Origin of the sequence: Micromonospora sp. NPDC005197 (assembly GCF_040608295.1) — a bacterium.
GTDB lineage: Bacteria > Actinomycetota > Actinomycetes > Mycobacteriales > Micromonosporaceae > Micromonospora.
The window spans coordinates 30,685-51,232 of sequence record NZ_JBEXHY010000004.1 but is presented as its reverse complement, the minus strand read 5'-3'; the positions used below and the strand labels follow the sequence as shown (position 1 = coordinate 51,232).

General features: G+C 71.9%; 17 protein-coding genes and 1 pseudogene. 12 read left to right on the top strand and 6 right to left on the bottom strand.

Annotation, left to right across the window (positions count from 1 at the left end; translation table 11 throughout):
• Positions 1–682 precede the first annotated feature (682 nt).
• Entirely contained in the window at positions 683–2,410 is a 1,728-nt protein-coding gene (locus tag ABZU46_RS03020; protein ID WP_354854643.1) for a beta-N-acetylhexosaminidase, read from the bottom strand.
• A gap of 257 nt (positions 2,411–2,667) precedes the next feature.
• Between ABZU46_RS03020 and ppdK the strand changes: the two genes are divergently transcribed.
• Positions 2,668–5,376, top strand: coding sequence for a pyruvate, phosphate dikinase (gene ppdK, locus ABZU46_RS03015; RefSeq protein ID WP_354854641.1), 2,709 nt, complete (start codon positions 2,668–2,670; stop codon positions 5,374–5,376).
• A gap of 117 nt (positions 5,377–5,493) precedes the next feature.
• Here ppdK and ABZU46_RS03010 read toward each other — a convergent pair whose 3' ends face one another.
• Positions 5,494–5,994, bottom strand: a complete 501-nt coding sequence (locus tag ABZU46_RS03010; protein WP_354854639.1) for a roadblock/LC7 domain-containing protein — start codon at positions 5,992–5,994, stop codon at positions 5,494–5,496.
• 247 nt (positions 5,995–6,241) lie between these two features.
• Between ABZU46_RS03010 and ABZU46_RS03005 the strand changes: the two genes are divergently transcribed.
• The 3 genes from ABZU46_RS03005 to ABZU46_RS02995 are packed head-to-tail and all read left to right on the top strand — an operon-like array spanning position 6,242 to position 8,684.
• Positions 6,242–6,589: a VOC family protein gene (locus tag ABZU46_RS03005; RefSeq protein WP_354854637.1), complete on the top strand. Its 348-nt coding sequence runs from the start codon at positions 6,242–6,244 to the stop codon at positions 6,587–6,589.
• Positions 6,586–7,839, top strand: a complete 1,254-nt coding sequence (locus ABZU46_RS03000; protein ID WP_354854635.1) for a deoxyguanosinetriphosphate triphosphohydrolase — start codon at positions 6,586–6,588, stop codon at positions 7,837–7,839. The genes ABZU46_RS03005 and ABZU46_RS03000 overlap by 4 nt, the downstream gene beginning before the upstream one ends.
• A 14-nt stretch (positions 7,840–7,853) precedes the next feature.
• The gene (locus ABZU46_RS02995) at positions 7,854–8,684 is read left to right on the top strand and encodes a siderophore-interacting protein (RefSeq protein WP_354854633.1); all 831 of its coding nucleotides are present in this window, start codon (positions 7,854–7,856) and stop codon (positions 8,682–8,684) included.
• A 3-nt stretch (positions 8,685–8,687) separates the two neighbouring features.
• Here ABZU46_RS02995 and ABZU46_RS02990 read toward each other — a convergent pair whose 3' ends face one another.
• Entirely contained in the window at positions 8,688–9,890 is a 1,203-nt protein-coding gene (locus tag ABZU46_RS02990) for a low temperature requirement protein A (protein ID WP_354854631.1), read from the bottom strand.
• A 114-nt stretch (positions 9,891–10,004) separates the two neighbouring features.
• Between ABZU46_RS02990 and dnaG the strand changes: the two are divergent.
• Together dnaG and ABZU46_RS02980 are read left to right on the top strand one after the other, a co-directional pair.
• Positions 10,005–11,907 (top strand): annotated as a pseudogene (gene dnaG / locus ABZU46_RS02985) (DNA primase).
• Positions 11,908–12,444: a hypothetical protein gene (locus ABZU46_RS02980; protein ID WP_354854629.1), complete on the top strand. Its 537-nt coding sequence runs from the start codon at positions 11,908–11,910 to the stop codon at positions 12,442–12,444.
• Between the two features lie 7 nt (positions 12,445–12,451).
• Here the strand turns inward: ABZU46_RS02980 and ABZU46_RS02975 are convergent, their stop codons facing one another.
• Together ABZU46_RS02975 and ABZU46_RS02970 are read right to left on the bottom strand one after the other, a co-directional pair.
• The gene (locus tag ABZU46_RS02975; RefSeq protein WP_354854627.1) at positions 12,452–13,465 is read right to left on the bottom strand and encodes a TAXI family TRAP transporter solute-binding subunit; all 1,014 of its coding nucleotides are present in this window, start codon (positions 13,463–13,465) and stop codon (positions 12,452–12,454) included.
• Positions 13,429–15,702, bottom strand: coding sequence for a TRAP transporter fused permease subunit (locus ABZU46_RS02970; RefSeq protein WP_354854625.1), 2,274 nt, complete (start codon positions 15,700–15,702; stop codon positions 13,429–13,431). The genes ABZU46_RS02975 and ABZU46_RS02970 overlap by 37 nt, the downstream gene beginning before the upstream one ends.
• Positions 15,703–15,866: 164 nt before the next feature.
• Here ABZU46_RS02970 and ABZU46_RS02965 point away from each other — a divergent pair, with 164 nt between their 5' ends.
• Complete coding sequence (locus ABZU46_RS02965; protein WP_354854623.1) at positions 15,867–16,799, top strand: ABC transporter ATP-binding protein; 933 nt, start codon at positions 15,867–15,869, stop codon at positions 16,797–16,799.
• Positions 16,800–16,885: 86 nt separating this feature from the next.
• On the opposite strand, the gene ABZU46_RS02960 is transcribed toward ABZU46_RS02965, so the two are convergent.
• Positions 16,886–17,113 (bottom strand): flavin reductase, encoded by a 228-nt coding sequence (locus ABZU46_RS02960; RefSeq protein WP_354854621.1) that lies wholly within the window; start codon positions 17,111–17,113, stop codon positions 16,886–16,888.
• 227 nt (positions 17,114–17,340) lie between these two features.
• Here ABZU46_RS02960 and ABZU46_RS02955 point away from each other — a divergent pair, with 227 nt between their 5' ends.
• The 5 genes from ABZU46_RS02955 to ABZU46_RS02935 all read left to right on the top strand — a co-directional run bounded on the left by ABZU46_RS02955 (position 17,341) and on the right by ABZU46_RS02935 (position 20,547).
• Positions 17,341–18,144, top strand: a complete 804-nt coding sequence (locus tag ABZU46_RS02955) for a helix-turn-helix transcriptional regulator (RefSeq protein WP_354854620.1) — start codon at positions 17,341–17,343, stop codon at positions 18,142–18,144.
• Entirely contained in the window at positions 18,135–18,326 is a 192-nt protein-coding gene (locus ABZU46_RS02950; RefSeq protein WP_354854618.1) for a DUF397 domain-containing protein, read from the top strand. Before ABZU46_RS02955 ends, ABZU46_RS02950 begins: the two co-directional genes overlap by 10 nt.
• A 200-nt stretch (positions 18,327–18,526) precedes the next feature.
• The gene (locus ABZU46_RS02945; RefSeq protein ID WP_354854616.1) at positions 18,527–18,721 is read left to right on the top strand and encodes a DUF397 domain-containing protein; all 195 of its coding nucleotides are present in this window, start codon (positions 18,527–18,529) and stop codon (positions 18,719–18,721) included.
• Between the two features lie 215 nt (positions 18,722–18,936).
• Positions 18,937–19,728 carry an ABC transporter permease gene (locus ABZU46_RS02940; protein ID WP_354854807.1) on the top strand — a complete coding sequence of 264 codons (792 nt, stop codon included), beginning with the start codon at positions 18,937–18,939 and terminating at the stop codon, positions 19,726–19,728.
• 9 nt (positions 19,729–19,737) lie between these two features.
• Positions 19,738–20,547, top strand: a complete 810-nt coding sequence (locus tag ABZU46_RS02935) for an ABC transporter permease (RefSeq protein WP_354854614.1) — start codon at positions 19,738–19,740, stop codon at positions 20,545–20,547.
• The last annotated feature ends 1 nt before the right edge of the window (position 20,548 follow it).

Here is a 20,548-nt window from a genome sequence, read left to right as displayed (position 1 = left end):
AAAACCGGGGGGATGTGTGCCGAGCGGGAAAGTTCACGGCGGGACGTGGCCAGGCGGCCCGGCGGGGGGCCTGCACGGGGTTGTCCCGGAGGGTGGTGCAACGGTCCGGGGCAGCGAGTCATTCCGCATTCCGGACCACGCCGGCCGGTGGTGCTCGGCCGTGTAACCGCGGCGACCGCACGGGTGTTCCCGACGGGCCGCCACACGGGCCGGCCAATCGTGGTGCTCGGCCGTGCGGGGATGTAACGGCGGCGGCCGGGCGGGTGTTCCCGGCGGCTGCCGCGCCACCGAAGCCCGAGGCTCGCGGCGGCATGCCAGGTATAACGACCCCGCCGGGTCCCCGATTCCGCCACCAGGGTGGCACCGACCACGGGACGGCGATGCCGAATCCACCCCAAACCATCCATCGGAAACGGACATCCGCCACCACCCGGTGGTGATCGACTCGACTTCGGCGAAGTCGGGGTATCCGGGCGCGCGGGACACCCCGACATCACCGAACCCGAGTGGATCACCTCCAGGCGGCCCCACCGCCACCGGATGATCGTGCTCGATCCTGGAAACAGGGCCCTCGCCACGCGGGCGAGGCCACTACATCCAGGATCGAGCACGATCATGCGTGCACGGTGTCCGTCGGTGGGGCGGCACGCCGCTGACGGCGACCTCGCGGTGTGCCGCGCCTTCAGGGGGTTGTCGGGTCGTTCTGGGGTGCGCGGTGTTGCCGGGGGACCGTGGGCGTCGCCGGCCAGGGGATCTCGGGGGCGCGGTGGAAGGTGATCCCGGCGGTGGACCAGCGTGGCCCGTGCCCGGCCAGGCGCTCGCGGAATCCGGCCCAGTCGTGCGCGGCCCGGGGTGACCAGCCCAGCTCGGCGATGGCGGGCAACCGGGGAAACAGCATGAACTCGATGTCGGCGAGCGAGGTGACCGACTCGGTCCACAGCGGGGCCTCCACGCCCAGGACGGCCGCGGTGGGCACGCCGGCGACGTGCGTGCCCGGATCCCAGTCGTACGCCCGCCGTACGTCGATGAGGCCGGCCCAGTCGTGCCCGATCGGGGTGTCCGCGGCGTACTTCATGTCCAGGTAGGCGTGGTTGCCGGGGGAGAGGATCAGCCGAGCGCCCCGCCGGACCGCGTCGGCCGTGGTGGGATCGTCGGCGTCGGTGCCCCACCACTGCAGGACCCGCCCGTCGAGGTGTGCGGCCGGGGCGAGCTGGTGCCAGCCCACCACGGTTTTGCCGGTGTCGGCGACGATCCGCTGCGCCCTCTCCACGAAATCGGTGTAGACCGCACCCTTGACCTTGAACGCCTCGTCGCCGCCGATGTGCAGCCACGGCCCGGGGGTGAGGGCGGCCACCTCGCCGAGCACGTCGGCGATGAAGTCGTACGTCTGCTCGTCGGCCGGGTCGACGTAGCTGAAGCCGACCTCGGTGCCGGTGTACGGCGGCGGCGCGACCTTGTCCGGTGCGAGCTGGGGGTAGGCGACGAGCGCCGCGTTGGTGTGGCCGGGCAGGTCGATCTCCGGGACCAGCGTGACGTGCCGGGCGGCCGCGTGGGAGACGATCCGCCGGTAGTCCGCCCTGGTGTAGTGGCCGCCGGGGCCGCCGCCGACCTCGCTCGCCCCGCCGACGGTGGCGAGCTTCGGCCAGGAGTCGACGGCGATGCGCCACCCCTGGTCGTCGGTGAGGTGCAGGTGCAGGTGGTTGAGCTTGTAGCGGGCGAGGTGGTCGATCACCCGTAGGACGTCCTCGACGGCGAAGAAGTGTCGCGCCACGTCGAGCATCGCGCCCCGGTAGGGGAAGCGGGGGCGGTCCAGGATCGTGCCGCCGGGCAGCGACCAGCGCGTGGTCACCGGCGTCGGGTTCTCCACGGCGGCGGGGAGCAGCTGCCGGAGCGTCTGTACGCCGTAGAAGAGACCGGTTGGGGTGTCGGCGACGAGGCGTACCTCGGTGGTGGTCACGTCGAGCCGGTAGCCCTCCGCCCCGAGGTCGGTGGTCGGGCGCTCGACGGCGGGGGCCGGGCTGGCGGGCGTGGCGGCCAGGGTGAGCGTCAGCGGGCCGGTCGGCCCGACCGCACGGGTGTCGGCGACCGGCAGGAGGAACCCGGTTGCCGGTCGGAGCAGCTCGGCGAGGTGGTCCGCCACCGCGCGGGCGCCCGGGTGGGCGCTGACCCGGATGGCCGTGTCCCCGGTGAGCACGAAGGACGCGGTGGGATCCGGTTCGACCCGTTCCGGTGCCGGTACGACGCTGTCGAGGCGTACCGCAGGGGCGAGCAGGTCGTCGCCGGCCGCCCGCGCGGCGAGCACAGCCAGGTCGCCGGCCTCCGGCTGGTGCGCGGGCACTGCGGCCGAGTCGGCGACGGTGGCCGTCGGGGTCGGCTCGGGGGCGGGGGAGGAGAGCGGAAGGGATGACACGACGACGGCTCCGGAGGGGTTATTCGCGTCGGATATGGCAAAAGCGAGTTTCGACAGAACCAGTGCCGTCAAGAATACGAGGACCGGCGGAGATGCGTGATCGTGCGCGTGGAAGCGTTCCCAAAAACCGGTACGAACGCGGATAGTCGTGATGGCTGTGCCTATTGTCACCGAACGGTCCCAGGCCACCCGATCTTCGCTTAACCTTCGCCCTGAACCTTCGTTAAGTGTCAATCCGGCGCGCGTGGGAGGCTCTGGTGGCAGCGCAAGAGACCGACGAACACAAGTACGTCTACGACTTCTCCGAGGGCAACAAGGATCTCAAGGACCTGCTCGGCGGCAAGGGGGCCAACCTCGCCGAGATGACCAACCTCGGTCTGCCCGTCCCGCCCGGCTTCACCATCACGACCGAGGCCTGCCAGGCGTACCTCGCGACCGGGCGGGAGCCGGACGGCCTCGCCGGTCAGATCGAGGCGCACCTGGAGGCGCTGGAACGGGCGATGGGCAAGCGCCTCGGCGACCCGGGGGACCCGCTGCTGGTGTCCGTCCGCTCCGGGGCCAAGTTCTCCATGCCCGGCATGATGGAGACCGTCCTCAACGTCGGCCTCAACGACCAGAGCGTGGTCGGGCTCTCCGCGCAGGCGGGGGGCAACGACAGGTTCGCCTGGGACTCCTACCGCCGGCTGATCCAGATGTTCGGCAAGACCGTCTGCGAGGTGCCGGGCGAGGAGTTCGAGCACGCCCTCGACGAGGCCAAGAGCGCCAAGGGTACGCACAACGACCTGGACCTGGACGCGGACGACCTGCGCGGGCTGGTCGACGCGTACAAGAAGATCTTCGCCAAGCACACCGGCCGGGAGTTCCCGCAGCAGCCGCGGGAACAGCTCGACCTGGCCATCCGGGCGGTCTTCGAGTCGTGGAACGCCGAGCGCGCGGTGCTCTACCGCCGCCAGGAGCGCATCCCGGCCGATCTCGGCACCGCGGTCAACGTGGTGACCATGGTCTTCGGCAACCTCGGCCCCGACTCGGGCACCGGCGTCGCCTTCACCCGCGACCCGGGCAGCGGCGCGCAGGGCATCTACGGCGACTACCTGGCCAACGCGCAGGGCGAGGATGTGGTCGCCGGCATCCGCAACACCGTGCCGTTGCAGGAGTTGGAGCAGCTCGACAAGAAGTCCTACGACGAACTGCTCTCGTTCATGGCCCGGCTGGAGGAGCACTACCGGGATCTGTGCGACATCGAGTTCACCATCGAGCGCGGCAAGCTGTGGATGTTGCAGACCCGGGTCGGCAAGCGCACGGCCGCCGCCGCGTTCGTCATCGCCGGGCAGCTCATCGACGAGGGCCTGATCGACCTGGACGAGGCGCTGCACCGGGTCAACGGCGCACAGCTCGCCCAGCTGATGTTCCCCCGCTTCCAGCTTGACCACGAGTTCGAGGCGGTCGCCACGGGCATCGGCGCCTCACCGGGCGCGGCGTCCGGCACGGTGGTCTTCACCTCCGCGCGGGCCGTCGAGCTGGCCGCCGAGGGCAAGTCGGTGATCCTGGTCCGCCGGGAGACCAACCCGGACGACCTGAACGGCATGATCGCCGCCAAGGGCATTCTCACCTCGCGCGGCGGCAAGACCAGCCACGCCGCCGTGGTGGCCCGGGGAATGGGCAAGACCTGCGTCTCCGGCGCCGACGCGATCGACGTGAACGTGCCGGCGAAGCGCTTCACCGTGGCCGGGCGGACCGTCAACGAGGGCGACGTCGTCTCCATCGACGGCACCACCGGCAAGGTGTACCTCGGTGAGGTGCCGGTCATGCCGTCGGAGGTCGTGCAGTACTTCGAGGGCAGCCTCGACCCCGAGCACATCGACAACGCGCTCGTCCGGGCCGTACACCGGATCATGACGCACGCCGACGGCAGGCGGCGGCTGGCGGTCCGCACGAACGCCGACACCGGCGCGGACGCCGCCCGTGCCCGGCGCTTCGGCGCCGAGGGCATCGGGCTGTGCCGCACCGAGCACATGTTCCTCGGCGACCGGCGGGAGCTGGTCGAGCGGCTGATCCTGGCGCGCGCCGCGGACGAGCGGGAGGCCGCGCTGGAGGCGCTTCTGCCGTTGCAGCGGGCCGACTTCGTGCAGATCTTCCACGAGATGGACGGGCTGCCGGTCACCGTCCGGCTGATCGACCCGCCGCTGCACGAGTTCCTGCCGCCGTTGGAGCAGCTCGCCGTCAACGTCGCGGTCGCGCAGGAACGCGGCGAGGACGTGGCCAAGGAGGAGGCGTTGCTCGCCGCCGTCCGGCGGATGCACGAGGAGAACCCGATGCTCGGGCTGCGCGGCGTCCGCCTCGGCCTGGTCATCCCCGGCCTGTTCGCGATGCAGGTCCGGGCCATCGCGGAGGCGGCGGTGACCTGCGCCCGGGAGGGCCGGGTGGCCAAGCCGGAGATCATGGTGCCGCTCGTCGGAGCCGTGCAGGAGCTGGAGACGGTACGCGCCGAGGCCGAGAAGATCATCGCCGAGGTGGTCGGTGACAGCGGGGTCGAGGTGCTGATCGGCACCATGATCGAGGTGCCCCGGGCGGCGCTGACCGCCGGGCAGATCGCCGAGGCCGCGGAGTTCTTCTCCTTCGGCACCAACGACCTCACCCAGATGGCCTGGGGCTTCTCCCGGGACGACGTCGAGGGCGCGTTCTTCTGGCGCTACCTGGAACTGGGCATCTTCGGCATCTCGCCGTTCGAGTCGATCGACCGGGACGGGGTCGGCCGACTGATCCGGATCGCCGCCGAGGAGGGCCGGGCCGCCCGGCCCGGGCTGAAGCTCGGCATCTGCGGCGAGCACGGCGGGGACCCCGACTCGGTGCACTTCTTCCACGAGGTCGGTCTCGACTACGTGTCCTGCTCGCCGTTCCGGGTGCCGGTGGCCCGCCTGGAGGCCGGCCGGGCAGCCGTGGAGACCGACGGGTCGGACAGCCGCTGACGCGGACGCCGGCGGCGGCCCGGCCGACCGGGCCGCCGCCAGCGTGCCCAGATCGGCGGCGGACCGGGCCGTCGCTGGCGCGCCCAGATCGGCGGCGGGCCGGGCCGTCGTCGGCGCTCAGATCGGCGGGCGACGCCAGGTGGGTCGGGCCGAGCGGCGCAGCTGCGTCGGCAGGGTCGCCATCGGGGTACGCACGGCCAGCGGCGCGTGCGCGTCGGGCATCGCCGTGGCGCCGATCCCGCCGCCCCGGGTGTCCAGCACACGGCCGGCCCGGTGCGCCACCACCCGGGCCTCCTCGTGCAGCCCCTCCAGATCCTTCGCCGCCGACCCGGTGACCAGTGTCAGCAGGGCGCTGCGCCCGGCCGGGTAGGTGATCACGCAGCCGTCGGTGGTGCACACCACCGACTCGCGGAACTCGCCCCGCCGGACCGTGTCGGCGACCCGGTGACCGAGCCCGTAGCTGGCTGCGGCGAGCGCGGCGAGGTGGGTGGCGTCGGTGCTCGGCAGGTCGCTGGAGATGAGCAGCCCGTCGGTGCCGGCCAGCACGGCACCGGCGACCTCGGGCCGGCGTCGACGCAGCCCGAGCAGTTCCGTTCCCACCACCGTGTCTGCATCCACGAGCGTCTCCCTAGCGGTCGGCTCCGCGTCTCGGTCGGTTGGTCACTTTCCGCGCTGGGAACGCTACCGGTGGCCACTTCCGCCCGCGAGCCCGTAACCCAGGGCGATCGGTCCACAACTGGGGACCGATCGGCGGTTGCGCGCGCGCCGGTGCTGCGTCGAGGGCAGGCCGAGCGGCATCGGCGGGCGTAACCTTGGCTCGCTCACACGGCCGACTGTGTCCGCCGTCGACGGGAAAGGTGGTTGTATGACCAGCGTCTGGGAGAACCTGACCATCGATGCCCGCGATCCGGCCCGACTGGCCCGCTGGTGGGCCGAGGCGCTCGGATACCAGGTCGTCACCGAGAGACCGGACGAGGTGGAGATCCGCCAGTCCGCCGACCGCCTTCCCGGGCTGGTCTTCGTGCCGGTGACCGACGGCAAGGAGCGCAAGAACCGGTTGCATCTCGACCTCCGCCCGGCCGACCAGGAGGCCGAGGTCGAGCGTCTGGTCGACATGGGCGCCCGGCACGTCGACATCGGCCAGGGTGACGTCGACTGGACGGTCCTGTCCGACCCGGAGGGCAACGAGTTCTGCGTTCTGCGCCAAAAGTGAACCCCGCGGACGCCCGGCTGGTCCAGGAGCCGCCCAAGGACACCGGCCACCGCCGGTCGCCGTACGAGCGTGACCGGGCCCGGGTGCTGCACTCCGCGGCGTTTCGCCGGCTGGCCACCAAGACCCAGGTGCACACCGCCGGCACCGACGACTTCCTGCGGACCCGGCTGACCCACTCGCTGGAGGTGGCCCAGATCGCCCGGGAGATGGGCGCCCGGCTGGGGTGCGACCCGGACGTGGTGGACGTCGCCGGGCTCGCCCACGACCTCGGGCACCCGCCGTTCGGGCACAACGGCGAGGCGGCGCTGGACCTGCTCGCCGCGCCCTGCGGCGGCTTCGAGGGCAACGCGCAGACGCTGCGGGTGCTGACCCGGCTGGAGGCGAAGGTGCTCGCCCCGGACGGTTCGTCGGCCGGGCTGAACCTCACCCGGGCGTCGCTCGACGCGATCGGCAAGTACCCCTGGCCGCGCCGCGACGGGCAGCGCAAGTTCGGGGTGTACGCCGACGACGCGGCGGTCTTCGGCTGGATCCGGGCCGGTGCGCCCGGCGACCGGCGCTGCCTGGAGGCGCAGGTGATGGACTGGGCCGACGATGTCGCGTACTCGGTGCACGACGTGGAGGACGGCATCCACGGCGGGTACGTCGCGCTGCGCCCGCTGCTCGCGGACGCCGACGAGCGGGCCGCGCTCTGCGCCGACGTGGCCGCCGCCTACTCCGGGGAGTCTCCGGCCGACCTGGCCGAGGTGCTGGTCGAGCTGCTGGCTGACCCGCTGCTCGCCCCCCTCGTCGGCTACGACGGCAGCCACCGCGCCCAGGTCGCGCTGAAGGCCACCACGAGCGGCCTGACCGGTCGGTTCGTGTCGGCGGCGGTGGCGGCCACCGAGGAGCGGTACGGCCCCGGGCCGCACCGCCGCTACGCCGCCGATCTGGTGGTGCCGAGACGGGTCCGGGCCCAGTGCGCGCTGCTCAAGGGCATCGCCCTGCGCTACGTGATGCGGCGCACCGGCTTCCGGGGTCGCTACGAGCGGCAGCGGACGATGCTGGCCGAGTTGGCGGCGGCGCTGGTCGGACGGGCCCCGGACGGGCTCGACCCGGTGTTCGCCCCGCTGTGGCGGGCCGCGCCGGACGACGCCGCCCGGCTGCGCGTGGTGATCGACCAGATCGCCTCGCTCACCGACCCGGCGGCGATGAGCTGGCACACCCGTCTGGTCGGCGGCGGCGCACCGCCGGAGGCGACCACAGCAACTTAGGCTAACCTAAGTGCATGACGGAACGCCCAAGGAACGTCACCTCGGTCCAGGTGCTGCGCACCGAGCGACCCACCCCGCACCTGATCCGGCTCGTCCTCGGTGGGGACGAGCTGACCGGCCTGCCGGTGGGCGAGTTCACCGACCACTACATCAAGCTGGTCTTTCCGGCGCCCGGCGTCGCGTACCCGCAGCCGCTGGACCTCGCCGCGATCCGCCGGGACCTGCCCCGGGAGCAGTGGCCCCGGCTGCGCGCGTACACCGTGCGGCGGTGGGACCCGCTGGCCGGGGAGCTGACCGTGGACGTGGTGCACCACGGCGACGAGGGGCTGGCCGGCCCGTGGGCCGCGGCGCTGCGCCCGGGTGACCCGGTGCACTTCGTCGGCCCCGGCGGGGCGTACGCGCCGGACCCGGACGCGAACTGGCACCTCCTGGTCGGCGACGAGAGCGCCCTGCCGGCGATCGCCGCCGCCCTGGAACGGCTGCCGTTGGGCGCTCCGGCCCGGGTCCTCGTCGAGATCGCCGACCCGGCGGAGGAGCAGCAGTTGCTCAGCCCCGGTGCCGTGGAGCTGACCTGGCTGCACCGGGGTGACCGCCCGGTGGGCGACGCCCTGGTGGCGGCGGTGCGGGAGCTGGAGTTCCCGCCCGGTTCCGTGCACGCCTTCGTGCACGGCGAGGCGACGTTCGTCCGGGAGCTGCGCCGGCTGCTGCGCGGCGAGCGGGGCGTGCCCGCCGACCGTCTCTCCATCTCCGGCTACTGGCGGCGCGGCATGGACGACGAGGGCTGGCGCTCCACCAAGGCGGACTGGAACCGGCAGGTCGCCGCGGAGGAGCCGGCCGCGGCCTGAGCGTCAGGCGCCGACTGCCGGGTCCTCGTCGAGCTTGCCGAGGGCCCGGCTGAGCAGCACGGCGTACCCGACGATCGCCACCGCGAGCAGCAGCAGCATCAGCTTCGGTTCGTGCACCCAGGTGGTGACCACGCCGACCGAGACGATCCCGTACCCGGTGATCGCCAGCCGGCCCGCGCTCGGCCGGCACCACAACCAGGACAGGGCCAGCCCACACAACGTCCAGACGATCACGGAGGCGGCCAGCACCAGTCGCAGTTCGAGCGGCAGGTGGCGCACGTTGTCGTCGACCAGTCGGACCACCTGGCCGAGGGCCCAGCCCAGCAGCAACAACGCACCGCCGAGCGGAAAGTGCAGGTAGCCGTACGCCTGCCCGCCGCGTAATCGGCTCTGCAGCACCCGGGTGGTGACGAAGGCGGTGTACGCCCACCAGACGGCCGCCGGTATGAGGAAGGCCAGCCCGGCCGTCAGGATCATGTGCGGTGGGGGGTGATCCGGCACCGCGAAGAGCAGGTTGGCCATCGCGCTGCCCAACACGATGATCGTGAACTGGCCGATGCGTTCCGGCAGGTGCCGGTTGTCCACCGGCCAGTCGTTCAGCCAGCGTCGGCCGACCCAGGGGGTGGCCAGCTCGACGACCATCGCGATGATCCACAGCGTCGGGCGCGACCCGGTGGGGGCGACCAGCGAGGCCAGCCAGATGAGCCAGCCCGTCCCGAAGCCGAGCAGGTAGATCGTGGTCACCGTCCGGGCCATCGGGCTGGTCGGCCGGGCCCGCAGATACAGCAGGAGCAGCACACCCCGCACGACCAGGTATCCCACCGGAAGCAGCACGCTCTCCGGCACCTCGTCGACGCCGAGCGTCATCGCGCCGGCGCCGACCAGGGCGACCAGCACCAGCAGCCGGTGCGGCGCGTCGTCCGGGTCGAACCGGTTGTCGTAGAAGACCTGCCCCAGCCAGCACCACTGGACCACCAGAAACAGCCCGATCACGGCCAGCACGGCCGTCGGCGCCGGGGTCGGGTCGTCGCCGAGCCGACGTACGACGGCCGCCAGCGCGTACACGAAGATGAGGTCGAGGAAGAGTTCGAGCCAGGTGGCGTGCCGGTGGCCTGCCTCGTCCTGGGCGGGCGCCACGCCACGCAGCCCCAGCCGCCCGAGGATCCGGCCCCGCCGGCGAGCGCCGTCACCGCGTACCCTGCGCATCTGGTCATGGTCCCCGCGCGGTCCCGGCGGCCGGGCCGGAACGGGTGAGCCCGACGGCGGCCCCCGCCACACCGGTGTCCCCCGGCCGGCGTGTCCTCGGCCCGGCAGGGCAGGATGTACGCCGAGGGGGTGGCGCATGGCTGGGCGGATCCGGGACGAGGACATCGCACTGGTCCGGGAACGCACCTCGATCGGGGATGTGATCTCCGAGACGGTCACCCTGAAGTCCGCTGGCGGCGGCAACCTCAAGGGCCTGTGCCCGTTCCACGACGAGAAGAGCCCGTCGTTCAACGTCTCGCCGGCCCGCAACGTCTGGTACTGCTTCGGCTGCGGGGCCGGCGGCGACGCGATCAAGTTCCTGATGGACGCGGAGCACCTCAGCTTCGTCGAGTCGGTCGAGCGGCTGGCCGGGCGTGCCGGCATCCAGCTGCGCTACGTCGAGGACGACCGGAGCACCCCGCGTCCCCGCCCGCAGCAGGGCCAACGGCAGCGCCTGGTCGCCGCGCACGCCGCCGCGGTCGATTTCTACCGGGCGCAGCTCAGCACCGCCGGGGCGCGGCCGGCCCGGGAGTTCCTGGCCAAACGGGGCTTCGACCGGGCCGCCGCCGAGCGCTACGGGTGCGGGTTCGCGCCGGATGGCTGGGACCTGCTCACCAAGCACCTGCGCCAGCAGGGCTTCACCCATCAGGAGCTGGTCACCGCCGGGCTGTCCCGGGAGTCCCGCTCGGGCACGCTGATCGACAGGTTCCGACGCCGGCTGCTGTGGCCGATCCGGGACCTCGCCGGCGACGTGATCGGCTTCGGCGCGCGCAAGCTCTTCGACGACGACGACGGCCCGAAGTACCTGAACACCCCCGAGACGCCGATCTACAAGAAGTCGCACGTGCTCTACGGCATCGACCAGGCCAAGCGGGAGATCGCCAAGCAGGGCCGGGCGGTGATCGTCGAGGGTTACACCGACGTGATGGCCTGCCACCTGGCCGGGGTGACGACTGCGGTGGCGACCTGCGGCACCGCGTTCGGCGCGGACCACATCGGGGTGCTGCGCCGGCTCCTGCTGGACACCGACTCGGTGGCCGGCGAGATCATCTTCACCTTCGACGGGGACGCCGCCGGGCAGAAGGCGGCGCTGCGTGCCTTCTCCGACGACCAGCGCTTCGTGGGCCGGACCTTCATCGCGGTCAGCCCCGACAACATGGACCCGTGCGACCTGCGGTTGGCCAAGGGCGACCTGGCGGTTCGCGACCTGGTCGCTCGGCGCGAGCCCCTGGTCGACTTCGCGCTGCGCCACGAGATCAGCCGCTTCGACCTGGACACCGTCGACGGCCGGGTCGAGGCGATGCGCCGGGCCGCGCCGCTGGTCGCGCAGCTGAAAGACCGGGAAAAGCGCCCGGAGTACGTCCGCAAGCTCGCCATGGACCTCGGCATGGAGATCGAGCCGGTGCAGCGGGCGGTGCTCGCCGCCGCCAACACCCCGCCGCCCGGCGGCCGGGACGCCGCACCCGCCCCGCGATCCGCCCCGTCCCGCCCCGAACCGGCGGTGGACAGCCCACAGTCGATGGTCGAGCGCGAGGCGTTGAAGCTCGCCCTGCAACAGCCGGTGCTGGCCGGGCCGATGTTCGACGCGGTCGAGGCGACGGAATACCGCAACCCGGTGCACGTCGCCGTGCGGGCTGCTGTCGCGGCGGCCGGTGGGGCCGCGTCGGCGACCGGCGGCGCCGTCTGGATCGAGAAGGTCCGTGACGCCTGTGACGACCTGGCCTCGGCGGCGCTGGTCGGCGAGTTGGCCGTCGAGCCGCTGCGGATCGACGGTGAAGCGGACCCACGCTACGTGTCGATCACCATGGCCCGGGTGCAGTTCGGGTCGGTGACGGCCCGCATCCGCGACCTCAAGTCGCGCATCCAGCGGATCAACCCGGTCACCAACAAGGACGAGTACTTCGCCGCCTTCGGCGAACTGCTGTCGCTGGAGCAGCATGCCCGGGCGTTGCGCGAGCAGGCCGCGGGAGGGCTCTAGATGGGACTGTTCAGCCGCAAGCCGAAGCTGCCGCCGGCCGACCGGCCACCGTTGGCCGCCGACGAGCGGGTGCTCGCCTGGTCGGCGGCGGGCAACGGCGAGGGCGACGGGGTCGTCGTGGCCAGCAACCTCGGGCTGTGGCTGCCCGGCCGGGGGCACCGCATCGGCTGGCACGACGTGCTCAAGGCGGTCTGGTCCGGTCGGGAGCTGACCGTCACGCCCGCCGAGACGGTCGTCGAGCGCGACGGCTACACCGTGGTCGCCGACGGGCCGGCTGAGACGTACCTGCTGCTCGACCCGGGTGAGCTGCCGCACCAGGTGCGGGCACGGGTGACGCGCTCCGTCGCGTACACCGAACACCAGCCGGTGCCCGGCGGCGCGGCCCGGGTCGCGGCCCGGCGGGTGGCCGGCGTGGACGGTCTGACCTGGACGGTCCGTCTCGATCCCGGCACACCGGCGGACGACGCGGCCCTGCTCGCCGAGACCGACCGGCTGGTCGCCGCGGCCCGCGCCGCCACCGCGCCGGCCGACGGCTGACCGGCCGTCACTTCGCGCCGAGGTCGTTCAGCGCCTTCTCGGCGCCGCGGTGCAGCGGCACCGGCAGGGTCCTGCGGGCCTTCTCCAGCGAGATCCCCTTGGCCGCCGGGTTGGCCTGGGCCAGGACGTCGCGCTTGTCGAACACCGTCCGGGTGATCGCGCAGGCGACGTTGGCGTCCAGATCCGCGCGGACCAGCAGCACGTTGGGTACGACGATGGTCGGGGTGTCGGTCGCCGTCCGGTACACGTCCCGACCGATCGTGCCGGCCTGGTAGCCGGGGCTCAGCGCGGTCAGCTTCGGCAGCAGGGCCGCGATGTCGACGAACCGCACGGTGTCGCCGGCGGTGGTGAACAGGTCGGTCAGGCCGCCGGTGGGCAGACCGCCGGACCAGAAGAAGCCGTCGATGCTGCCGTCCTTCATTCCCTCGACCGTCTTGGTCAGGTCGAGCCGCTGGGCCCGAACGTCCTTGGCCGGGTCGAGTCCGGCGGCCTCCAGCAGCCGGTTCGCCATCACCTCGGTGCCGGACTTCGGGGAGCCCGTGGAGATCCGCTTGCCGCGCATGCCGGCCACCGAGGTGATTCCCGAGTCCTTACGGACCACCACCTGGGTGTAGTTGTCGTAGAGGCGGGCCAACGCCTGCACCGGCTGCGGCGCGGAGAAGCTGCCCTTGCCCTCGACCGCGTTGACCGCCGTGTCGAACAGCGAGAACGCCACGTCGTACTGGCCGCCGACCAACTGCTCGACGTTCTGGACCGAGGCGCCGGTCTCGGCGGCGGTGCCGGTGAGCTTGCCGCCGGTCGACCCGGACAACTGCCCGGCCAGGGCGTTGCCGATCGGGTAGTAGACGCCTGTCGCGTTACCGGTGGCGATGCCGACCCGGGTCTCCCGGGCCACCTCGCAGGTGACCGCGCTGGACGTGTCGTCCTCGGCGGCGCTGCCCTGCTGGCCACCGCAGCCCGCGGTCGTGACGAGGGCGAGCACGCTCAGGCCCGCCGCGAGTCGTACGTCGATTCGTCGCACAGTTTCTCCTCTGTTGGTGTTCGCGGTCGGCCCGTGGATCCGCGTCGGACGAGCACTCCCGCTGCGGCGATGGCGGCCAGCGCCACGCCGACCGCGACCGGCACGGGTTCGAGCCAGAGCAGGGTGACGCCGGCGATGGCGCCGAGCACGCGTTCCGGGGCGCCGGCGGGACCCACGCCGGGCAGCCAGCCACCGGCGGCGACGGCCAGCACGGACACGCTGAGCGCCGTCACCACGGCGGCGAAGGCGATCCGCAGGACGCCGCCGATGCCCAGCAGACCGAGGCCGGCCGGCGTGATCACGAACGCGATCGGGATCAGGTAGGCCGGCAGGGCGTAGCGCAGGGTCTGCCACATGGTCGGCACCAACCGGCCGCCGGTGACGGCGGCGGCGGCCACTGCCGCGAGCGCGGTGGGCGGGGACACCTCGGACAGGACCGCGAAGTAGAAGACGAACATCGCCGCGGCGGGCGCTGTCACACCCAGGTCGAGCAGGGCCGGGCCGACGATCACCCAACCGATCACGAACGAGGCGGTGACCGGCACGGCCAGGCCCAGCAGGCTCAGTGCGACGGCAGCGAGCAGCGCGGTGAGCGCCAGCACGACAGTCGGGTTGGAGGTGGCCGCCTTGGCCCCGCCGACCAGCAGCGCCGCCGCCTGCGGCCCGAGGCCGGTCTTGGTGGTGGTCGCCGTGATGATGCCGGCGGCGGCGCAGACGGCGGTCACGGCGAGCGCGCCGCGCACCCCGGTGACGAGCGCGGTCATCAGCCGGGGTGGCGTGAGCCGGTGCGTACGGTCCAGGAAGGAGAGCGCGGCGGCCAGGAGGGTGGCGAAGACGACCGCCCTCGTCGCGGACATGCCGACGGCGAGGAACACGACGATGGCGATCAGCGAGGCGAAGTGGTAGCCGAACCGGGCCAGCAGGCGCCACGGAGAGCCGACGTCGATCACCACCGGGCGTACGCCGGAGCGGCGGGCGTCGATCTCCACGGAGAGCAGGATGCCGAGGTAGTAGAGCACGGTCGGCACGGTTGCCCAGCTCAGCACCTGCAGGTACGAGACGCCCAGATACTCGGCGATGATGAACGCCGCCGCGCCCAGGGTGGGCGGGGAGAGAATCGCGCCCACACCGGCGGCGGCCAGCATTCCGCCCGCGCGCTCGGCCGGGTAGCCGGCACGGCGCAGCAGCGGCCAGGTGACCGCCCCGATGCTCACCGTCGTGGCGGCCCCGGACCCGGAGACGGTGCCGAGCAGGAAGCCGGAGGCCACCGCCGTACGCCCGGCGGCGGTGCGCGAGCGGCGGAACGCCGCCGCCGACAGTTCGACGAAGAACCGCCCCGCCCCGGACAGTTCCAGAACCGCGCCGTAGATGGTGAACAGCACGATGTACGAGGCCGCCACGTCCAGCGGGGTGCCGTAGAAGCCGCTGTCGGAGTTGTAGAACGCGTCGACCAGTTGGCTGAAGTCGAGCCCGGCGTGGGCTACCGGCCAGGACTGCGGCAGCAACCCGCCGTAGTAGCCGTAGCCGAGGAACAGCAGGCAGACCGCGGGCAGGATCCACCCGGTGGTGCGCCGGCAGGCTTCGAGCAGCAGGAGCAGCAGGATGGTGCCCAGCACCAGATCCGGGGGTGCCAGCAGACCCTGCCGGTCGAGGAAGGCGTTGTAACCGCCGCCACCCGTACCCAGGGGGATCGGTAGGACGGGGTAGAGGCAGGCGGCCACCGCCAGGACGGCCAGTGCCCAGTCCACGGCGGTGGGCCGCGCCAGAGCGCTGCCGTCGCTGTCGCTGTCGCTTCTGCGCCGCCGCCAGGCCGGCATTCGCAGGCCCGCCGGGTGGACCAGGAAGACCGGCGGCAGCATGCCCGCCAGGAAGATGATCAAATAGTATTTGCTGCCCTGCGCCAGAGGGCGGAAGACCTGCCACAGGGCGAGAAGGCCGACCGCCAGCGCCGCTGCGGTGAAGAGTAGGCCGGCCGGCCCGGACAGCACCCGGCCCGGCTTCTCGTCCTCGAACTGGGCGGCCAGCTCCCGGGTGGCGCGCTCGTCAACGGCCCGAGCATCATCGCCGAGCCGCTCGGCCGAATCGGTGCCTTCGGGCGTGCTGGTGTCGGCTGAGCTGGCGTGGGGCGCTCTGGGGCGAGGTGGCGACCCGTTCTCGGCCGGGCCGGGCTCACTGACGGGAGAGTTGGCTGGTCGTGAGGGTGGCGACGAACCGTCGGGCGAACGGATGGGCGACACAATCGGACGATACACGTCGATTGGCTGGCGGGTGGGGCAGCGAAGAGTGTTCGTGTCTCCTCGGGGTGTTCACGGCCCGTGCCGCGGCCTTTCGCATGCCGGATCTGCACGCTGGGCCCGAATTTCCGTGGAAAGCTGTCGGATCCGGCCGCTAGGGTCGGGCGGTGACTTCGGGGCGACCACTGATTCAGGCTCGTGGGCTGGTGAAGCGGTTCGGTGACTTCACCGCCGTCGACGGCATCGACGTCGAGGTGCGCTCGGGTGAGGCGTTCGGTTTCCTCGGGCCCAACGGCGCCGGCAAGTCCTCCACCATGCGAATGGTCGGCTGCATCTCCCCGCCGAGCGGCGGTGAGCTGCGCATCCTCGACCTGGATCCGGTCCGCGACGGGCCGGCGATCCGGGCCCGGCTCGGCGTGTGCCCGCAGATGGACAATCTCGACCCGGAGCTGAGCGTCCGGGAAAACCTCACGGTGTACGCCCGCTACTTCGGCATCTCGCGCCGGGTCGCCCGGGAACGGGCCGCCGAGCTGCTCGACTTCGTCCAGCTCACCGAGCGGGCCGACAGCAAGGTCGAGCCGCTCTCCGGTGGGATGAAGCGCCGGTTGACCATCGCCCGCGCCCTGGTCAACGACCCGGAGATCGTGCTGCTCGACGAGCCGACCACCGGGCTCGACCCGCAGGCGCGGCACCTGGTGTGGGAGCGACTGTTCCGGCTCAAGCAGCAGGGCGTGACGCTGGTGCTCACCACGCACTACATGGATGAGGCCGAGCAGCTCTGCGACCGGCTGGTGGTGATGGACGGCGGGCGGATCGTCGCCGAGGGCTCACCCCGGGCGCTGATCGAGGAGCACTCCACCCGCGAGGTGGTCGAGCTGCGCTTCGCGGCCGAGTCGCAGGAGCCGTTCGCCGGCAAGCTCGACGGTGTGGGGGAGCGGGTCGAGGTGCTGCCCGACCGGGTCCTGCTCTACGTGCCCGACGGCGACGCGGCGGTCGCCGAGGTCGGCGCGCTGGGGCTCAACCCGGCCAACGTCCTGGTGCGGCGCAGCGGCCTGGAGGACGTCTTCCTGCACCTGACCGGCCGCACCCTGGTCGACTGAGCCCGTGCCGCCGCTCGCTTCGCAGATCTTGGACAGTTTCCGTTAGCTGTTAACGGAAACTGTCCAAGATCTGCTCTAGGTGTCGTTCATCGGGCTCTTGCCCAGGTGAGGAAGCGGTCGCGTAGTTGGTCGGTGCCGGGGAGGTCTCCGGTCGCCTCGTCGAGCAGCGTCGCGAGGTAGATGAGCAGGCCGGTCCGGTTCTCGCGGTACTCGCCGAGCAGTGCCAGGCGAGCCGGGGAGCAGGGCCACGCGGCACCGCAGACCCGGCAGCGCCACGACGGTCGCGCCGCCACGTGCGAGCGGTAGCGGGGCATCGGAGCCTCCCTTTCTCGTGGACCGGCGTGCTCGATGGATGGGAGCGCCCCGGATCGGGGGTCACGGGGCGCCCCCGGCCTGGTTCCGCCCGCCGTCCGATCCCGTGAGCGGTCCCGCTGCGTGACAGTCTGCTGAGGACGCGACTACCGTGGGAGGTTCCGCGCGCCGACGACCAGCGCGTACGGTGATCGGCCCGGCACGGTACGAGGATGTACGGAGGGTGTCCGTGGAGAGTTCGTCCATGCTGGAGCATTTCGCGGAGGAGCTACGGCTGGCCCGGGCAGCCAGTGGCATGTCCCAGGCGACGCTGGCGGAGGCGCTGAGCTACTCCGGGGCACTGGTCGCCAAGGTGGAGACCTCCGAGCGCCGGCCGAGTCTGGACTTCGCGCGCCGGTGCGACGCCGTGTTCACTGCCGACGGGCGCTTCGAGCGCATCCAGCGGCGGATCAGCCGCGAGGCCGTGGTGCCGTGGTTCCGTGACTGGGCGGGCATCGAGCAGGAGACCACCGCACTGCGCTCGTTCGAGCCGCTCTACCTGCCGGGCTTGTTGCAGACCGAGGGCTACGCCCGCGCCATCCTGGCCGGTGCCGGGCTCTTCGCGGCGGATGAGGTCGAGCAGCAGGTGACAGCCCGGCTCGACCGGCAGGCCGTGCTCACCCGGGACCGGCCACCGCTGCTGAGTGTGGTCGTCGACGAGTACGCGCTGCGCCGCAGCGTCGGCGAGCCGGAGGTGATGAGCGAGCAGTTGCGGCACCTGGCGAAGCTCGGCTCGGCCCTGCCCCGGGTCAGAATCCAAGTAGTGCCGCTGTCCGCCGGTGCTTACGCTGGGCTCGATGGCCCCTTCGTGATCGCCACCACCGCGACCGGTGAAGATGTGGTCTACCTGGACGGGCAGCGCCACGGGCAGGTCATCGACCGCGCCGAGTACGTGCGGCAGATGGTCGAGGTGTGGGAGTCGATCCGGGGTGAGGCACTATCGCAGCAGCAGTCCCTCGAACTGATCGTGGAAATGGCGGAGACATGGAGCTGACCGGCGCCCGGTGGCGCAAGAGCAGTCGCAGCAACGGCAGCGGCGGCAACTGTGTGGAGGTTGCGGAGAATCTGTCGGGGGTGGTGGCCGTTCGTGACTCGAAGGATCCGGCTGGCCCGGTGCTCGTCTTCGAGCCCGAGGCGTGGCGCGCGTTCGTCGGGCTCGGTGCCGGTGTCCGGTAGGTCCCCGGCCCGGTAAATCCCTCGGCGGTCGCGCGGTCCGACCGCCTGGGCCTGCCCAGTCCCAAGGTCAACTCGGCTTCCTGAAAACCGGGGTGTCCGCGGGACCGGGATACCCCGGTTTCCAGGAACCCGAGTTGATCTGCCATGAGGCACTACCGCAGCAGCAGTCATCCGACGGGAGCGCAGGAAGTGGCGGAGACATGGAGCTGACCGGCGCCCGGTGGCGCAAGAGCACCCGCAGCGGCCCGGATGGCGGTAACTGCGTGGAGGTGGCCGACAACCTTCCGGGGCTGGTGGCCGTTCGTGACTCGAAGGATCCGGCTGGCCCGGTGCTCGTCTTCACGCCCGACGCGTGGGGCACGTTCGTCGGGTCCGACGCTGTCCGGGCGATGTGATCGACTCCGGATCGGCGATACGGCGGTGTCCGGGCGACGGGATGGCGCCACATCGCCGATCTGTAGTGGATCATCGCGCCGGCAGGCCGCCGGCAGGCCGTGGGCGTGGCGCGCGACCCGGCGGAAACCCGGGCGACACGTCGACGGGGTCGCCGTAGGGTGACCGGCGGCCTGTCGTACCCCGGGGGTAGGAAGGTCGGGGACGGGGGGTGGTCATGGTGAGTGTGGCGCAGCGGACGCGGTTGCCCTGGGTGCCGGCGTACGCGGTGTTCGAGCACTACCTGGTGAATCTTCGTCGCACCTGGCGGGCGGGGGTGTTCTCGTCGTTCCTGCTGCCGGTGCTGACCGTGCTCGGCTTCGGGCTGGGCGTCGGCGCGTACATCGACCAGGGCGTCGACGGGGTGCGCTACCTCGACTGGCTGGTCCCCGGGCTGATCGCCTCGACGGCGCTCCAGGTGACCGTGGGCGACTCGACGTGGCCGGTGTTCAGCAACTTCCAGTGGGTCAAGATCTACTTCGCGCAGACGGCGTCGCCGCTACGGGTGGGCGACATCCTGGCCGGGCACCTGGCCTTCGTGCTGTTCCGGGTGCTCACGACGATCGCGGCCTTCCTGCTGGTCACCGGGTTGTTCGGGGCGTTGCGGTCGCCGTGGGCGGTGGCCACCCTGCCGGTGGTGGCGCTGCTCGGGCTGGCCGGGGCCACGCCGACGTTCGCGTACGCCGCGATGGTGTCCAGCGACAGTTGGCTGGCGATGCTGTTCCGGTTCGCGGTCATCCCGATGACGCTGTTCGCCGGCGTGTTCTTCCCGGTCGAGTCGTTGCCGGAGGCGCTGCGCTGGCTGGCGTACGCGACTCCGCTGTGGCACGCCGTCGACCTCTGTCGTGCGGCGACGCTCGGTGTCGCCCCGCAGTGGTCGATCGGCGGGCACCTGCTCTACCTGGCTGCGTGGGCGGCCGTCGGTTGGCTGCTGGCGCTGCGCGCCTTCCGCCGCAAGCTCGTCGTCTAGGGAGATCTCGTGGTCACGCTGGTCCTGCCCCGGCTGGTCGACGTCTCCGCCGCGTCCCGGCGGTCGGGGTCGGTCATCGAGCGCAATCTCGCCGCGCTGAAGTCGGTCTACTGGCTGCTGCTGCTCTCCGGCTTCGTGGAGCCGCTGCTCTACCTGCTCTCCATCGGCGTGGGCGTCGGGTCGCTGGTCGGTGACCTGCCGCTGCCCGACGGGCGGCTGGTGTCGTACGCCGCGTTCGTCGCTCCGGCGATGCTGGCCGCCTCCGCGATGACCGGGGCGCTTGCCGAGACCACATTCAACTTCTTCGGCAAGATGAAGTACATGAAGCTGTACGACGGGATGATCGCCACCCCCGTACGGCCGTTCGAGATCGCCCTCGGTGAGCTGAGTTGGGCGATGTTGCGAGGCAGCGCCTACTCGGCCGCGTTCCTCGGGGTGATGGTCGCGTTGGATCTGACCAGCGTCGTCCACGCGCTCACCGCGCTGCCCGCCGCGGTGCTGGTCGGGTTCGCGTTCGGGGCGCTCGGCATGGCGATCTCCACCTTCATGCGCAGCTGGCAGGATTTCGACCTGGTGGCGTCCGCGCAGTTCACCCTGTTCCTCTTCTCCGGCACCTTCGTGCCGGCGCAGGCGTACCCGACCCTGCTGCACTGGCTGGTCGAGGTCACCCCGCTGTACCGGGCCGTGCACCTGATCCGTGGCGTCGCGCTGGGCACCGGGGGTTGGCTCTGGCTGCTCGACGTGCTCTACCTGCTGGCGATGCTGGCGGTCGGCCTGCTGGTGGCGTCGCGCCGGATGGGCAGGTTGCTCTACCCGTAGG

What these genes read in the sequence shown, in the direction of transcription:
- ABZU46_RS03005 (WP_354854637.1), top strand. Translation starts at nt 6,242, where the DNA reads ATGACCAGCGTCTGGGAGAACCTGACCATCGATGCCCGCGATCCGGCC.
- ABZU46_RS02995 (WP_354854633.1), top strand. Translation starts at nt 7,854, where the DNA reads ATGACGGAACGCCCAAGGAACGTCACCTCGGTCCAGGTGCTGCGCACC.
- ABZU46_RS02990 (WP_354854631.1), bottom strand. Translation starts at nt 9,890, where the DNA reads ATGCGCAGGGTACGCGGTGACGGCGCTCGCCGGCGGGGCCGGATCCTC.
- ABZU46_RS02980 (WP_354854629.1), top strand. Translation starts at nt 11,908, where the DNA reads ATGGGACTGTTCAGCCGCAAGCCGAAGCTGCCGCCGGCCGACCGGCCA.
- ABZU46_RS02960 (WP_354854621.1), bottom strand. Translation starts at nt 17,113, where the DNA reads ATGCCCCGCTACCGCTCGCACGTGGCGGCGCGACCGTCGTGGCGCTGC.
- ABZU46_RS02950 (WP_354854618.1), top strand. Translation starts at nt 18,135, where the DNA reads ATGGAGCTGACCGGCGCCCGGTGGCGCAAGAGCAGTCGCAGCAACGGC.
- ABZU46_RS02945 (WP_354854616.1), top strand. Translation starts at nt 18,527, where the DNA reads ATGGAGCTGACCGGCGCCCGGTGGCGCAAGAGCACCCGCAGCGGCCCG.
- ABZU46_RS02940 (WP_354854807.1), top strand. Translation starts at nt 18,937, where the DNA reads ATGGTGAGTGTGGCGCAGCGGACGCGGTTGCCCTGGGTGCCGGCGTAC.